Source organism: Maribacter polysiphoniae, assembly GCF_003148665.1.
Lineage (GTDB): Bacteria > Bacteroidota > Bacteroidia > Flavobacteriales > Flavobacteriaceae > Maribacter_A > Maribacter_A polysiphoniae.
In genome coordinates, this window is the sequence record NZ_QGGQ01000004.1 from 168,359 (window position 1) to 183,534 (window position 15,176).

The window sequence follows — 15,176 nt, forward strand, 5'->3', positions numbered from 1 at the left end:
ACAAACTATGGAACATATTAAATCATACGAAAAAGAATTGGCTTTTCAGGCCGACCGTAGAAAGGCTACAACGGAATTCATAAAGATTACCAGTGACCTGTGGTACGACAAAGCCATTGAAGTTGTTTTGTTCAAAAACCAAATTATCGACCGCAGCGTGGGGGACATTATACACCTACATGAATATGCCGGTGAGTTTGTACAAAAACCGATATCGATATTCGATTCAATAGAAATCCTCAGGGCTATAAAGGATATTAAACTACCCCCTGCCAAACTGGATATTGGCAAGCTAACCTACGAATACCACGCTGACGAAGGCAATTACAACAACGTAAAAGCGTTCGTCATTGGAAAATTGAAAAGCGCCTATAGCGCTGAAGAGATACAACCCAAGGATGTGGTCCTATACGGTTTTGGTCGTATTGGTCGATTACTGGCCCGGGAATTAATGGCCAAAACCGGTAAGGGCAACCAGCTTCGCTTAAGGGCAATCGTTACCCGCGGAACCATCGATGAGGATATCCTTGAAAAAAGAGCTAGTTTATTGCGAACCGATTCGGTACATGGAAGATTTTTAGGAACTGTGGACACCGATATAAAGAACAAGGCCTTGATCATCAATGGCACCACGGTACATATGATCAGCGCCAGTCAACCCGAAGATATCGATTATACCGAATACGGCATAAAGAACGCCCTATTGATTGACAATTCAGGCGCTTATAGACATCAAGAGGAATTATCCCGTCACTTGCTATCCAAAGGAATAAAAAAAGTATTATTAACGGCACCAGGAAAGGAAGTACCGAATATTGTCCATGGTGTCAACCATTTGGAATACGACCCTGACAAAACACATATTTTTTCAGCTGCATCATGCACCACAAATGCCATAACCCCCATCCTTAAAGTCATTGATGACTCCCTTGGAATAATTAAAGGACACCTGGAAACCATACATGCCTATACGAACGACCAGAACCTTGTAGACAATATGCATAGCAAATACAGGCGAGGAAGGGCCGCGGCATTGAACATGGTCATCACTGAAACAGGGGCTGGTGAGGCTGTTGCCAAAGCCATACCTTCCCTTCATGGAAAATTGACCTCAAATGCCATTCGTGTTCCCGTTCCCAATGGGTCATTGGCCATATTGAACCTGGTCGTAAAAAACGAAACCTCTTTAGATGGCATAAACACCATTGTCAAAAAATATGCCTTGGAAGGAGACCTTGTAGAGCAGATAAAATATTCGCTAAGCAAAGAGATGGTGTCATCAGATATTGTCGGCACATCGGCCCCTTCGATCTATGACAGCAAGGCCACAATCGTGTCCGATAACGGCAAAAACATCATTCTATATATATGGTACGACAATGAATATGGGTATTCCCATCAAGTAATCCGGTTAGCCAAGTATATTGCTAAAGTTAGACGTTTTACGTACTATTAAACCATAAAGAAAATATTGATACAATTAAAATCGATCGATCACGTTGAATAACTATAAGTAGCTTCTGATCAATTTTTTTTCTTAATTGATATTATTGGACTACTTTAGTCCCCTCTAAATCATTTACTAAACATAGAACCATTTAAAAATGAAAGGTTTAAAAACACTACTTCTTTTATTGACCTTATTGTCATTCAACCTACACAATGCACAAGAAGAAACAGACACCACTGAAGAATTATCCTTGGACAAAGGAACTATCGACAGTCAATTTGATTACATCTATAAAAAGTCGGGGAATTACAGGGCCGACGGCAAGCGTTATGAGGTGGTACGCATCATTTCCTTGGATAAATTACGGAAGAATGTAATGGACACCCTCAATATGACGTACAAGAAAGAAGCGGAGTTGAAGGCTACGATTTCCGGCCATGAAGCTACCATTTCATCCTTGAACCAAAAATTGGAGGAAACAACCAATAATTTAACTTCGGTATCAGAAGAAAAGGACAGCATGTCGTTTTTAGGTATGTTGGTTTCCAAAACCACCTATAACTTCATTCTTTGGTCCATTATCGGTTCCTTGTTATTGTTGTTCTTGCTTTTTGTTTACAAATTCAGAAGAAGTAATACCTTGACCCAAGAGGCCAAAACGGCTCTTGCCGAAGTTGAGGCCGAATATGAGGACCACCGTAGAAGGGCCTTGGAAAGAGAGCAAAAAATAAGTAGGCAACTACAGGATGAGATAAACAAGTACAAAAAATCAAAATAACAAAAAGCTCCTTAACGGAGCTTTTTTTTGCTAGTACCATGATCAAAATCGTTAAAGCCACTATAAAAAACCTTTTTGAGGTTGCCCCCCTATTCGACCAATACAGGGTGTTTTATAAGCAAGAAAGCGATATTGAAGGTGCAAGGATGTTCTTGACAGAACGTTTGAATAAAAACGAATCAATTATTTTTTTGGCCTATTACCAAAACAAGCCAGCGGGATTCGTACAACTCTATCCCATGTTCTCGTCGGTCTCTATGCAACATTCCTATGTTTTGAATGACTTATTCGTCGAGGAAGTATTCAGGAATAAACAAATCGGCGGGGCTCTTTTGGGCAAAGCCAAGGAATTTTGTTTAGCGAACAGGGCTAAAGGGCTTGCCCTAGAAACAGACGTGGACAACCCAGCCCAAAAATTATACGAAAAATTGAACTGGGTAAAAGACGTTGATTGTTTTCATTACTTTTGGACCGCAAAATAATTTAGACACACAAGCACCATGCGTATTGACATTATAACCGTACTACCCGAATTACTCAAAAGTCCGTTTGAGGCTTCCATCTTGAAGCGCGCCATTGAAAAAGGGCTTGTTGAAGTGCATATGCACAATCTACGTGACTATACGGATTTAAGCTATAACCAAGTTGATGACTATCAATTTGGTGGTGGAGCGGGAATGGTGTTGATGATCGAACCCATTGATAAATGTATTTCATCCTTAAAAGCGGAACGTGATTATGATGAAATCATTTATATGACCCCAGACGGTGTAACGTTAAACCAAAAGATTGCGAACAGCCTTTCATTGGTCGGAAACATCATCATTCTTTGTGGTCATTACAAAGGTGTTGACCAAAGGGTTAGGGATGCCTACATCACCAAGGAAATCTCAGTAGGCGATTATGTACTGTCCGGAGGGGAGTTGGCCGCAGCCATACTCTGTGATTCGATCATACGATTGATCCCTGGGGTTTTAAGCAATGAAACCTCTGCATTGACTGATACCTTTCAAGACAATTTGCTGGCTCCACCCGTATACACTAGACCATCGGAATACAAGGGACTCAAGGTCCCCGATGTACTACTAAGTGGTAATTTTCCAAAAATAGAGGAATGGCGCGAAAACAAGGCCTACGAAAGAACCAAAACTTTACGCCCTGATCTTTTAAACGAATAATCTTAATGGACAATTACGAAATTTACTTTTTATTTGGTTCTATAATTGGCTTTATAGTTCAGGTCGTTATTTTTATTTTCTCCTTGTTGTATTATTTGAAGTCCAAATCCATAGCCGGACTCTTAATGGGCGTTGGCAGCTGCCTTAGCGCCTTACTATTTATTATCAGACCTATATTGACAACCTTGATAGCCCGTAACATGGGCGCTATGGAGCTGGTGAACATTCAAGGGTATTTGACTATTGTCGGGGCGCTTTTCGCCTGTGTGTTCACCATTGGTTTTGTTTTGGCCATACTAAAGATGCTGAAGACCACTAACTAAGTTGGTGGATTTAAAAAAATAAATATAAATTTCTTGCAGTTTTTAATTTATAACGTATTTTTGCACCCTGTTAAACCAACCTCTGACGAAAATCGTGAATGTTGGTAGAATATAATTGTAAAAAATAACAATGGAAGCATTAATCAACTTCGTAGAAAACGAATTCATTCCAAAAAAAGAATTCCCAGAATTCTCAGCTGGAGATACAATCACCGTATACTATGAGATTAAGGAAGGTGAGAAAACACGTACCCAGTTCTTTAAAGGGGTCGTGATCCAACGAAGAGGCAGCGGAGCAACAGAAACTTTTACCATTCGTAAAATGTCAGGGACTATAGGTGTTGAACGTATTTTCCCTATCAATTTACCTGCATTGCAGAAAATTGAGGTCAATAAAAAAGGTAAAGTTCGTAGAGCAAGAATTTACTACTTTAGAGGTCTTACCGGTAAAAAGGCAAGAATCAAAGAAATTCGTTCTTAAAACACGAATTACACAAAATCAAAAAAGCATCCCTTCTTCAAGGGATGCTTTTTTTTATGAACAATTGTTAATAACCTAAGTTCATAAGCTGTTGATTCTTAATTCTTTGAAAATCCAAAATTTAAGCCTATATTTATTACATGGTTTTGAGGGAGTCCGTCTAGGAGTTTTAAAAAAAGCCATTATAAAGTTTACGTTCTTTATATTGTTGTTTAGTCTTTTATGAAAATCCAGTAGAATTCGTTTTACGGGATAATGATTAAATAGACGAGCATAAACAAAAGAGGCTTATGTCTCCGGTGTTATGTAGATGTCCTTATTTTAAACGCAAAACGTAGGTCTTGTATTTAAGTTAAGAACATTAAGACAACAAGAAGCAAAACATAAATGTGGTTGCTTGATTGAAAAGTCAAAAACCGCTTTGTATTGCAAACGTTGAAATAGTATTGGGAGTGGCAATCAATGGTTGCGGTTTTGATGAAAATTCAGAACATATATTTTCGTGCTATTTCTAAAAAGCCATATCAAATGTACTTGTACAAGTGATATGGCTTTTGTTTTGGTACAACTCCATCTTTAGGCGATGAACAAAATGGGTCAAGTACAATTTCTGGGTATTTGGATATTTATGCATATAGTTGAGTTAACCTAAATAGGAAGAATTCTTTATTTCTAACGCCTCTGAACGGAATCCTAAAGAAGGAACGGCCTATTTTCGATTTCGTTTTAAATCAAGTGGTTTCCGCATTGGGCTGAGGAAGCCGTACATAGAGCATTTCACTTTAGTGAAAGCGGCCTGGACGGTGTGGCCGCGGAAAGTGCGTGGATTTAAAGAAATTTAAAATCAGCCTAGCGTTTTTTGTTTCTTTTTTGGGCAATGCAAAAAAGAACGGAACACGAACTACGGGATAGTTTATACTTTCTTTTTCTAATTCACACCCAACTTTTGGGATTGACCCAACAAAATCGAAAATCGTCGAATTCCAATTGATTGAAATATCCTTCACTAAGACACCAAAAGGTTTTTAAAAACAATCCGTAAAGATTTTTTGTATTCCTAACTATATATAAAAATACGAATACGGAAAGTTCCGTGGTTCTATTTTCCCATCCATGAAGTACACAATTTTTGGTACTGCCCTGTTTTCCACTTCACAAAAAGAAACTTTTCCATTATAAATAATCCGCAAAACACAAACAATCGGCAGGGCATAAAATTGTATATTTGTTCCACTAAAATCAAATTACACAATACATGCCAAAGATTTTCTATACCAAGACCGATGAGGCTCCTGCCCTAGCAACACAATCATTCCTACCTATTGTCCAAGCTTTTACCAAGACTTCGGGCATTACCGTAGAGACCAAGGACATTTCATTGGCTGCAAGAATACTTGCTGCCTTTCCAGAATTTTTGTCCGAGGAACAGCGAATGCAAGATGATCTGGAAACTTTGGGAAACCTGGCCAAGAAGCCAGAAGCAAACATTATTAAATTACCGAATATCAGTGCTTCGATTCCCCAATTGAACGAGGCCATAGCGGAACTCCAAAGTAAAGGCTATGCCCTACCCGACTACCCCGACGATCCTCAGGATGATGAAGAACGGAAATTAAAAGTACGTTACGACAAAATAAAGGGGAGTGCGGTTAACCCTGTACTACGTGAAGGCAACTCTGACCGTAGGGCTCCAAGGGCCGTTAAGAACTACGCCAAACAAAATCCACATTCAATGGGTGCATGGAGTAAGGACTCCGCAACCCATGTGGCCACCATGGACCATGGTGATTTCAAATCAAATGAAAAATCATTGACCCTGCCTGAAGCTACCAATATTAAAGTGGTACTTAAGGGGAATGATGGAACAACCACGGTTTTAAAAGAGAATCTTCCCCTCTTAAAAGGAGAGATCATTGATGCTACGATTATGAGTAAAAAAGCCTTGGTGGCTTTTTTGACCGAACAAATCGAAGATGCCAAGAAAAAGGGTGTTTTATTCTCCATTCATATGAAGGCCACCATGATGAAGGTCTCCGACCCTATTATCTTTGGTCATGCCATCGAGGTCTTCTTTAAGGATGTGTTTGCCAAACATGGCCCTACATTCGAATCAATAGGTGTAAATGCCAATGATGGATTGGAAAATTTATTGGATAAACTCAATGAACTTCCTGCTGACAAAAGAAATGAAATTGAAAACGATATAAAAAACGCGATAAAACAAGGTCCTGACCTGGCTATGGTAAATTCTGACAAAGGCATTACCAACCTTCATGTACCAAGTGATGTTATTATCGATGCCTCCATGCCTGCCATGATTCGAAATTCAGGTAAGATGTGGAATGCGAAAGGAGAGGCTCAGGATACAAAAGCGGTCATACCCGACAGCAGTTATGCAGATATCTATTCGGCTACCATCGATTTCTGCAAAGAGCATGGCGCCTTTGACCCAACTACCATGGGTACTGTACCTAATGTTGGACTTATGGCCCAAAAAGCCGAGGAATATGGTTCCCATGATAAGACGTTCGAAATTGGAACAGACGGTAAAGTAGACGTTATTGACATAAATTCAGGAGAAACCCTCTTGGAACACACCGTGGAAAAAGGTGATATATGGAGAATGTGCCAGGTAAAGGACGCTCCTATCCAAGATTGGATCAAATTGGCGGTTTCGAGAGCCCGTGCCTCCCAAATCCCTACTATTTTTTGGTTGGATGAGGAAAGGGCCCATGATAGGGAAATAATGAAAAAGGTTAAAACCTATCTACCAGATCATGATACCACAGGATTGGACATTAAGATCCTATCCCCGCTTGAAGCCACAAAAGTCACCTTAAAACGAATGAAAGAAGGCAAAGACACCATTTCCGTTTCAGGTAATGTCTTACGTGACTTCCTAACCGATCTTTTCCCGATCCTTGAAGTAGGTACAAGTGCAAAAATGCTTTCTATAGTACCGCTAATGAATGGTGGTGGCCTTTTTGAAACTGGAGCTGGAGGTTCGGCCCCCAAACACGTTGAACAATTTTTGGAAGAAGGCCATTTACGATGGGATTCTTTGGGTGAGTTTTTGGCCCTAGGCGTTTCATTGGAATTCTTTGGTGATAAGAACAACAATCCAGAAGCCCGTATTTTAGGGGATGCTTTGGACGCAGCAACCGAAAAATTCCTATTGAACGACAAATCACCCTCACGTAAGGTAATGGAATTGGATACCCGTGGCAGTCATTTTTATTTGGCCATGTATTGGGCAGAGGCTTTGGCGAACCAAGAAAAGAATACAGCTTTGAAAAGCACCTTTTCCAAGGTTGCCGAGGAAATGAAGGCCCTAGAAACCCAAATAGTCAACGAATTGAAAGATGCCCAAGGCAAGCCTCAGGATATTGGAGGATATTACTTGCCCGATGCCCAACTTGTTGCCGAAGCTATGCGACCAAGCAAGTCTTTGAATGCTATTTTGGAAAAAATATAACACATTGTTATCCAGAGAAAAACCCTTGGCTTACGCCGGGGGTTTTTCTTTTAAATAAATGTTAACACCCCCTTATACCCTATTATTCTTCATACATTTACTAAAAATCGCATCAATGAATAAGAGGCCATTATCATTTATAATTTTATTCTTCCTTTTTTCTTTTATTCTATTTTCCCAACAAAAATATACTTTAAGCGGTACCGTATCGGAAGCTTCCAGTAACGAAACCATGATCGGCGTTACTATTGCCATTCCTGAGTTGGCTACCGGTGTGACCACCAATGAATATGGTTTCTACTCCATTACACTGCCCGAAGGGGAATACAACATACAAATCAGTTATTTAGGGTTTCAAGCGCAGACCCAAACCATCAGCCTAACCGAAAATAGCAAATTGAATTTTCTAATGGTTGAGGAAGCCCAACAATTGGAAGAAGTGGTTGTTACGGATTCAAGTGACAAATTGGATATTCGAAAACCACAAATGAGCGTAAACACCATGTCTGTGGCAACCATTAAAAAAATACCCGTGATCTTGGGGGAAGCCGATGTCATTAAATCCATTTTACTACTGCCCGGGGTCACCAATGCCGGTGAGGGATCTTCCGGTTTCAATGTTCGGGGAGGTGCCGTAGACCAAAATCTCATACTTCTGGATGAAGCCACCATTTTCAATTCCTCCCACCTTTTTGGTTTTTTCTCGGTTTTTAACCCTGATGCCATTAAGGATATAAAACTATACAAAGGAGGAATCCCTGCCCGGTATGGCGGAAGACTTTCCTCTGTTCTGGATATCTTTCAAAAGGAAGGCAATAGCAAGGAACTGAAAATCAACGGGGGTATTGGTCTGGTAGCAAGCCGTTTGCTTGTAGAGGGACCCTTGAAAAAAGACAAGGCGGCTTTTCTCATAGGTGGTAGATCGTCCTATGCCCATCTATTCCTACCCTTGTTCGATATAGACAATACCGCCTATTTCTATGACCTGAACACCAAAATCAATTTCAAGATAAACGGGAACAACAACATCTTTTTGTCCGGTTATTTTGGGAGGGATGTATTTAGCATCAGTGACAGTTTTGTGAACACCTATGGCAATGCGGTCGGTAATTTTCGTTGGAACCACTTGTTCTCCAACAAGTTGTTCTCCAATCTTTCCTTGATTTATTCCGATTACTATTATGGACTCAAATTGGATTTTGTCGGATTCAACTGGAATTCAGGGATTCAAAACTTCAATGTGAAGTATGACTTAAAGCATTACCTGAATGATAACCTGCAAATAAACTACGGCCTTAACAATATCTATTACCGCTTTAACCCTGGAAAAATAGAACCAAGCAATGCTACTTCGGGAATTGTCGAAGATCAACTTATTCAAAAATACGCCAATGAGTTTGCCGCATATATTGATATTGAACATGATATTACCCCAAATTTAAGTTTGGGCTACGGATTGCGCTTTAGCAACTTCAATCGATTGGGGCAAGAGGAAGTAAACGTATATGAGAATGACAATCCGGTTGTCTACAATCCTTCCCTTCAAATCTATCAGGAAGCGGACCCCATATCCGTTTTGAATCCCAAGCGTAGCGAAAGTCTGGCCAAATTCAACAATTTTGAACCTCGGATCAGCGTATCGTACATTATTAACGACAACAGTTCGGTAAAGGGCAGTTACACTCGATTGGCACAATACCTCCACCTAATATCGAATACAAGTTCACCAACCCCTCTGGATGTTTGGACCCCAAGTGGCTCTTTTATTGAACCACAGCTTCTGGATCAATATGCCTTAGGATATTTCCGGAATCTTAAGGATGGGGATTATTCCGTCGAAACCGAGGTATTCTATAAGGACATCCAAAACCGTATTGATTACATCGACGGCGCCAATCTTATCGCCAATGATGCCATTGAACAGGTTATCCTTAATGGTGAGGCCAGGGCCTATGGACTCGAATTCCTATTTCGTAAGAATACCGGAAAGCTTCAAGGTTGGTTGGCTTACACCCTTTCCAAATCCGAACAAAGGACACCCGGTAGAACTACGACCGAACCCGGTATCAATGATGGTCAGTGGTACAATACACCCTATGATAAGACCCATGATTTTTCCATCTATGGAAATTATGACCTTAATAGTAAATGGAGTTTCAATACAAATTTTGTTTTTCAAACAGGGCAACCCACCAATTACCCCATAGGGCAATATGAATACCAAGGATTGACGGTCCCCTACTATGGATTAAGAAACCAAGAAAGGCTACCGAGTTATCACCGCCTCGACCTATCGGCCAGCCTTACCCCTAGAAAGAATGCGAATAGAAAAGTACAGGGAGAATGGATATTCAGCCTATACAACGTATACAACAGACGTAATGCTGCCTCCATTTCGTTCGGCAGAAATGAGGATACCAATGTGAATGAAGCGGTACGAACTTCGATTTTCGGGATAGTACCTGCCGTTACCTATAATTTTAAATTTTAGGCCATGAAAAAATATATACTTATAATATTTGTGCTTTCCATAGTTATTGGTTGTGAGGATGTGGTCGAAATAGACGTACCCAAGGATGACACACGTTTATCGATTGACGCCTTGATCCGTATTGATACCGAGACATCAACAACACGCGTAGCGATAAAGGCTACCGAAACCACCAGTTTTTTCGAGGAAATTGAACCAGCGGTCTTAGACCAAATACAATTATTGAATACATCCTCAAATACGATAACAGACCTCGTGGAAGACCCCTCTGACTCTGGTGTTTATGTTGCAAATTTGCCAACCCGTGAATTGATGGAAGGTGATTTTCAATTGAACATTCTGTATAATAATGAACAATATGAGGCCACGACCACCTTTGTGCCCACGGTACCTTTCGATGATGTAAAACAAGGGGATGGCACATTATTCTCTGAAGACGAAACGGAAATCGTGGTTTCGTATACCGATGTAGCCAATAGCGATGACTACTATCTCTTCGATTTTGGATTTAATGAATACCTCGTATCCGAGGATACCTTTTACCCTGGACAGTCCTTTGAATTCTCTTACTTTTATGAAGACGGACTTGAAGCAGGAAGAAAACTGAATATCAGTATCTTAGGTGTAGATGAAGCATTTTACAATTATATGAACCAATTGATTGTTCAAAGCGGGGGTGACCAAGGTCCTTTTCAGACCCCAGCAGCCACGGTCCGGGGAAATATCATTAACACCACGGATTCGGACAACCTGGCCCTAGGATATTTTGCCCTGTGTCAGGAATATAGGGAAACCGTCATACTGGAATAAAATTATGATGTGGCGTCACCCATTTATTACGCTAGAATGGATACTTTTATTGTTCCAACATTTTAAACGACATGAGAACCAATAAGGACCTTTTGATTAAAGGCATCAAGCATTTCGCTTATACCTTCCTTTTAATGTTTACCGCTCCCACAGTGTTATGGCAGGCTTTCAAAAACCAGGAACACTCCTTTTACATCCCTGTTCTGATTGTAGGCCTTATTTTGGCCATTGCGGCAATTGCCATGGCCTTCTACAGTGTACATTTAATCATGAATGCCCTATTCAATACCCCCAAAAAGAAAAATAACGGCTAAGCTACTTTTTTGCGAATCCAAAACATTATTTTTTATCGGTACTTGCGGTACGCCATTTGTTCTCCAAATCCATATAATCGAAATCCAAAGCCGATTTTTGCGGTTCCAATTTACCGGCGGCGAAAGCCCGTTGTAAAATATCCTCGATAAGGTAGTCTTCCTGAACCATTTCAGGATTATACTCCTCCTTTAAACTGATATTGAACATTTTGGCGGTCGTATTGTACCAGAAGGCACGCCAACCATTTCTTAGTTCCTTCACCAGGTCAAAAGCGTTATATCCCGTTTGTCGGTAAATAAGTTTCACCAAAATCTGTCCCTCGGTCCGCGTCAGTTTTTTCAGTTCATCCGAAAATTCCCCTTCAATATATTTTTGGACTTTCTTCGTGTATTTTTTTCGCTTTCTTGGCTTTTTTATTTTTGAGAGACTATCATTGAGCTCCTGCAAACGCTCCGCAGCCATCTTCGCATAAGGGAATACCTTAATGGTCTTTCTTCTCAGGATATAATATCTGAGCTTTTCTTTATAGGATGGGAATTTCAGTCGGCTAAAGACATACACTTCCTCAAGGGGAATAGAGTTGTATACGATCGAATCCCCTTCAATAACGATCATTTTTTCCATGATAGAATCCAAAGGCTGTTCTTCCACCTGTGCGGTAACAAGCAGCGCGAAGAAACCGAAAACAAAAAACAATATGCTCTTTTTCATCATTGGGGTTAAAGCAAAAGCCTTGCCAAATTTAACGATAATTAACCATGGTTATTATTAATTGGAAGTGAATATTGTTAAGTTTGTATACAAATTTATTATATATGGCCACAAAGAATATTCTCAACAAAAAATCAATGGATTTTTTGGAAAAATACCTTAATAACGCAGCCCCAACAGGCTACGAATGGGAAGGACAAAAGATTTGGATGGAATATCTAAAACCTTATGTAGACACTTTCATTACCGACACCTATGGCTCTGCCGTTGGAGTCATTAATCCGGATGCCGAATTCAAAGTAGTTATAGAAGGGCATTCTGACGAAATTTCATGGTATGTCAACTACATTACCGATAACGGACTTTTGTATGTAATCCGAAATGGTGGTAGCGACCATCAAATTGCACCTTCAAAATGGGTGAACATCCATACGAAAAACGGCATTGTGAAAGGTGTTTTCGGTTGGCCCGCGATCCATACCAGAAATAAGGCAAAGGAAGAACCGCCTAAATTGGATAACATCTTTATCGACATAGGCGCAAAAGACAAGGAAGAAGTTGAAAAAATGGGTGTTCATGTGGGCTGTGTCATTACCTATCCCGATGAATTCCAGATTCTAAACAAAGATAAATTCGTATGCCGAGCTATAGACAACAGGGCCGGTGGCTTTATGGTCGCGGAAGTTGCCCGATTGTTGCATGAGAACAAAAAGAAATTGCCTTTCGGATTGTACATAACCAATTCCGTTCAAGAGGAAATAGGGTTACGCGGCGCTGAAATGATCACCCAGACCATAAAACCCAATGTGGCGATCATTACCGATGTGTGCCACGACACGACGACCCCTATGATCGAGAAGAAGACCGAGGGCCATACCGAAATAGGTGCTGGTCCGGTTATTTCTTATGCCCCTGCGGTACAGAATAAACTACGGGAACGAATTATAGAAACAGCGGAAGCCCATAAAATCCCATTCCAACGAATGGCAGCCTCCAGATCAACGGGAACCGATACCGATGCCTTTGCCTACAGCAATGGCGGTGTAGCTTCTGCCCTTATCTCCTTACCGCTACGTTATATGCACACCACCGTGGAAACCGTGCATAAGGATGATGTAGAGAACGTGATCCGTTTGATTTATGAAACGGTATTGAATATAAAGGACGGTGAGACTTTCAGTTATTTTGATTGATGGACTCTTGTAAATAATTTGATTATGGATGAATTGGTTGATATACTGGATGCTGAAGGCAACTTCACCGGAAAAACAGCCATGAAATCCGAAGCCCATAAACATGGACTGTTCCATCCGACAGTCCATGTTTGGTTTTATACCAAAAACGGACAGGTAGTACTGCAGCAACGAGGAAAGGATAAGGATATACATCCCCTACTCTGGGACGTTTCCGTAGCCGGACATGTAGGAGCGGGCGAAAATATTGAAACCTCCGCCATTCGTGAAGTCTCCGAAGAAATAGGTTTGGATATCACCTCCAATGAATTGGAAAAAATCGGGGTTTTCAAATCCATTCAAAACCATCATGAAAACTTGATCGATTGTGAATTCCACCACACCTATCTCTGTGAATTGAAAGTGCCTTTTTCGCAATTACAAAAACAGGACTCCGAAGTCGAGGCCTTGGCACTTACCCCACTCCTGAAATTTTCAGAGGAAACCTGGGGATTGGCCAATCCACAAAAATATGTCCCCCACAGCGTGGATTATTATAAAACCATAATCAAGGCCATCAAAAAGAGGTTATAGCCCTTTTATAAAATCATTGATTTCATCCAAGCTATACGTATGTTGTTCACCGCTGGCCATATCCTTGACCACGAAAGTCTTGGTGTTCATTTCATTTTCGCCGATCAGTACAACAAAAGGCACCTTGCGGTTATTGGCATATTTCATTTGCTTCTGCATTTTGGCCTTACTGGGGTAAACATCTGCGGTTACCCCTTGCTTTCGCAACTGGGTCACCAATGCCAAAGCCGACATCGATTCCCTTTCCCCAAAGTTGATGCAAAGCACATCCAGTGACTTGTCCAAGGTTTCAGGAAATAAGTCCAATTCTTCCAAAACCAAATAAATCCGGTCTAAACCAAACGAAATACCCACTCCACTCACATCTTTCAGCCCAAAGATCCCCGTTAGGTCGTCATAACGTCCACCACCGCCAATAGAGCCCATTTTAACGCCTTCTGGCGCTCCAACCTCAAAGATGGCCCCAGTGTAATAGTTAAGCCCCCTAGCCAACGTTACATCGATTTTCAGGTTAGCGGATTCCAAATCCAAATCCCCAATGGCATTGATAATAAATCCAAGCTCTTCGACTCCCTTACTACCTTGCGTGGAATCCGCAAGTAATTGCTCTAACGCCTCCAATTGGGAAGCATTGTCCCCGGAAAGGTCAAAAAGCGGCGCTGCCTTGGCTATTGCCTCTTCGGAAATGCCTTTGGCCAACATTTCCTTCTGCACCCCTTCTACCCCTATCTTATCCAGTTTATCCAAGGCCACGGTGAAATTCACCAAATTATCCTGGGCTCCGATAACCTCGGCAATACCGGCAAGTATTTTTCGGTTGTTCAGCTTTATGGTAACACCTTCCAATTTCAAATCGGTAAAAACGGCATCGTACAATTGAATCAATTCCACCTCCTGCAAAAGGGAATTTGACCCAACCACATCGGCATCGCATTGATAAAACTCCCTAAAACGTCCTTTTTGGGGTCGATCCGCCCGCCAAACCGGCTGTATCTGATAGCGCTTAAACGGAAAATCAATCTCATTCTGGTGCATCACGACGTAACGTGCAAAAGGTACCGTGAGGTCATAACGTAATGCCTTCTCCGAAATCTTCGCTGTCAATGATTTAGAATCCTTGGAGCTGTAAGTCGCATCATCCACCTTACTTATATAATCACCGGAATTCAATATCTTAAAAATCAAACGATCCCCTTCATCCCCGTATTTACCCATTAAGGTCTCCGAATTTTCAAAGGAGGGGGTTTCAATAGGCTGAAAACCAAAAATCTTAAAGTGCTTTTTTACAATCTCGAAAATATAGTCGCGTTTTGCGATTTCGGTGGGTGAAAAATCACGGGTTCCTTTAGGTATACTTGGTTTTTGTGCCATTTGGTTGTTTTCTAATGCAAATATATA

Annotated in this window: 14 protein-coding genes; 12 read left to right on the forward strand and 2 right to left on the reverse strand. The window is 40.9% G+C overall.

What is annotated here, in order from left to right:
* The first annotated feature begins 7 nt into the window (after positions 1-7).
* From LX92_RS10505 to LX92_RS10550, 10 genes are all read left to right on the forward strand, one after another.
* Complete coding sequence (locus LX92_RS10505; RefSeq protein ID WP_109650273.1) at positions 8-1,456, forward strand: glyceraldehyde-3-phosphate dehydrogenase; 1,449 nt, start codon at positions 8-10, stop codon at positions 1,454-1,456.
* Between the two features lie 148 nt (positions 1,457-1,604).
* A complete protein-coding gene (locus LX92_RS10510) occupies positions 1,605-2,228 on the forward strand; it encodes a tRNA (guanine-N1)-methyltransferase (protein ID WP_109650275.1) in 624 nt (207 codons plus the stop codon).
* 38 nt (positions 2,229-2,266) lie between these two features.
* The gene (locus tag LX92_RS10515) at positions 2,267-2,710 is read left to right on the forward strand and encodes a GNAT family N-acetyltransferase (RefSeq protein WP_109650277.1); all 444 of its coding nucleotides are present in this window, start codon (positions 2,267-2,269) and stop codon (positions 2,708-2,710) included.
* Positions 2,711-2,728: 18 nt separating this feature from the next.
* Entirely contained in the window at positions 2,729-3,406 is a 678-nt protein-coding gene (gene trmD, locus LX92_RS10520; protein WP_109650279.1) for a tRNA (guanosine(37)-N1)-methyltransferase TrmD, read from the forward strand.
* Positions 3,407-3,411: 5 nt separating this feature from the next.
* On the forward strand, positions 3,412-3,729 hold the full coding sequence (locus tag LX92_RS10525; RefSeq protein ID WP_109650281.1) for a hypothetical protein: 318 nt from the start codon (positions 3,412-3,414) through the stop codon (positions 3,727-3,729).
* Between the two features lie 130 nt (positions 3,730-3,859).
* Positions 3,860-4,210, forward strand: a complete 351-nt coding sequence (gene rplS / locus LX92_RS10530) for a 50S ribosomal protein L19 (protein ID WP_109650283.1) — start codon at positions 3,860-3,862, stop codon at positions 4,208-4,210.
* Positions 4,211-5,465: 1,255 nt separating this feature from the next.
* Positions 5,466-7,685 carry an NADP-dependent isocitrate dehydrogenase gene (locus tag LX92_RS10535; RefSeq protein ID WP_109650285.1) on the forward strand — a complete coding sequence of 740 codons (2,220 nt, stop codon included), beginning with the start codon at positions 5,466-5,468 and terminating at the stop codon, positions 7,683-7,685.
* A gap of 115 nt (positions 7,686-7,800) precedes the next feature.
* On the forward strand, positions 7,801-10,176 hold the full coding sequence (locus LX92_RS10540; protein WP_109650287.1) for a TonB-dependent receptor: 2,376 nt from the start codon (positions 7,801-7,803) through the stop codon (positions 10,174-10,176).
* A gap of 3 nt (positions 10,177-10,179) precedes the next feature.
* Entirely contained in the window at positions 10,180-10,986 is an 807-nt protein-coding gene (locus LX92_RS10545) for a DUF4249 family protein (protein ID WP_109650289.1), read from the forward strand.
* A 71-nt stretch (positions 10,987-11,057) separates the two neighbouring features.
* The gene (locus LX92_RS10550) at positions 11,058-11,300 is read left to right on the forward strand and encodes a DUF6095 family protein (protein WP_170117828.1); all 243 of its coding nucleotides are present in this window, start codon (positions 11,058-11,060) and stop codon (positions 11,298-11,300) included.
* A 25-nt stretch (positions 11,301-11,325) separates the two neighbouring features.
* Here LX92_RS10550 and LX92_RS10555 read toward each other — a convergent pair whose 3' ends face one another.
* The gene (locus LX92_RS10555; protein ID WP_109650291.1) at positions 11,326-12,012 is read right to left on the reverse strand and encodes a DUF4294 domain-containing protein; all 687 of its coding nucleotides are present in this window, start codon (positions 12,010-12,012) and stop codon (positions 11,326-11,328) included.
* Between the two features lie 104 nt (positions 12,013-12,116).
* Here LX92_RS10555 and LX92_RS10560 point away from each other — a divergent pair, with 104 nt between their 5' ends.
* Positions 12,117-13,205, forward strand: coding sequence for a M42 family metallopeptidase (locus tag LX92_RS10560; RefSeq protein ID WP_109650293.1), 1,089 nt, complete (start codon positions 12,117-12,119; stop codon positions 13,203-13,205).
* 24 nt (positions 13,206-13,229) lie between these two features.
* Complete coding sequence (locus LX92_RS10565; protein ID WP_109650295.1) at positions 13,230-13,778, forward strand: NUDIX hydrolase; 549 nt, start codon at positions 13,230-13,232, stop codon at positions 13,776-13,778.
* On the opposite strand, the gene hisS is transcribed toward LX92_RS10565, so the two are convergent.
* Complete coding sequence (hisS, locus tag LX92_RS10570) at positions 13,773-15,149, reverse strand: histidine--tRNA ligase (protein ID WP_109650297.1); 1,377 nt, start codon at positions 15,147-15,149, stop codon at positions 13,773-13,775. The genes LX92_RS10565 and hisS overlap by 6 nt on opposite strands.
* Between the last annotated feature and the right edge of the window lie 27 nt (positions 15,150-15,176).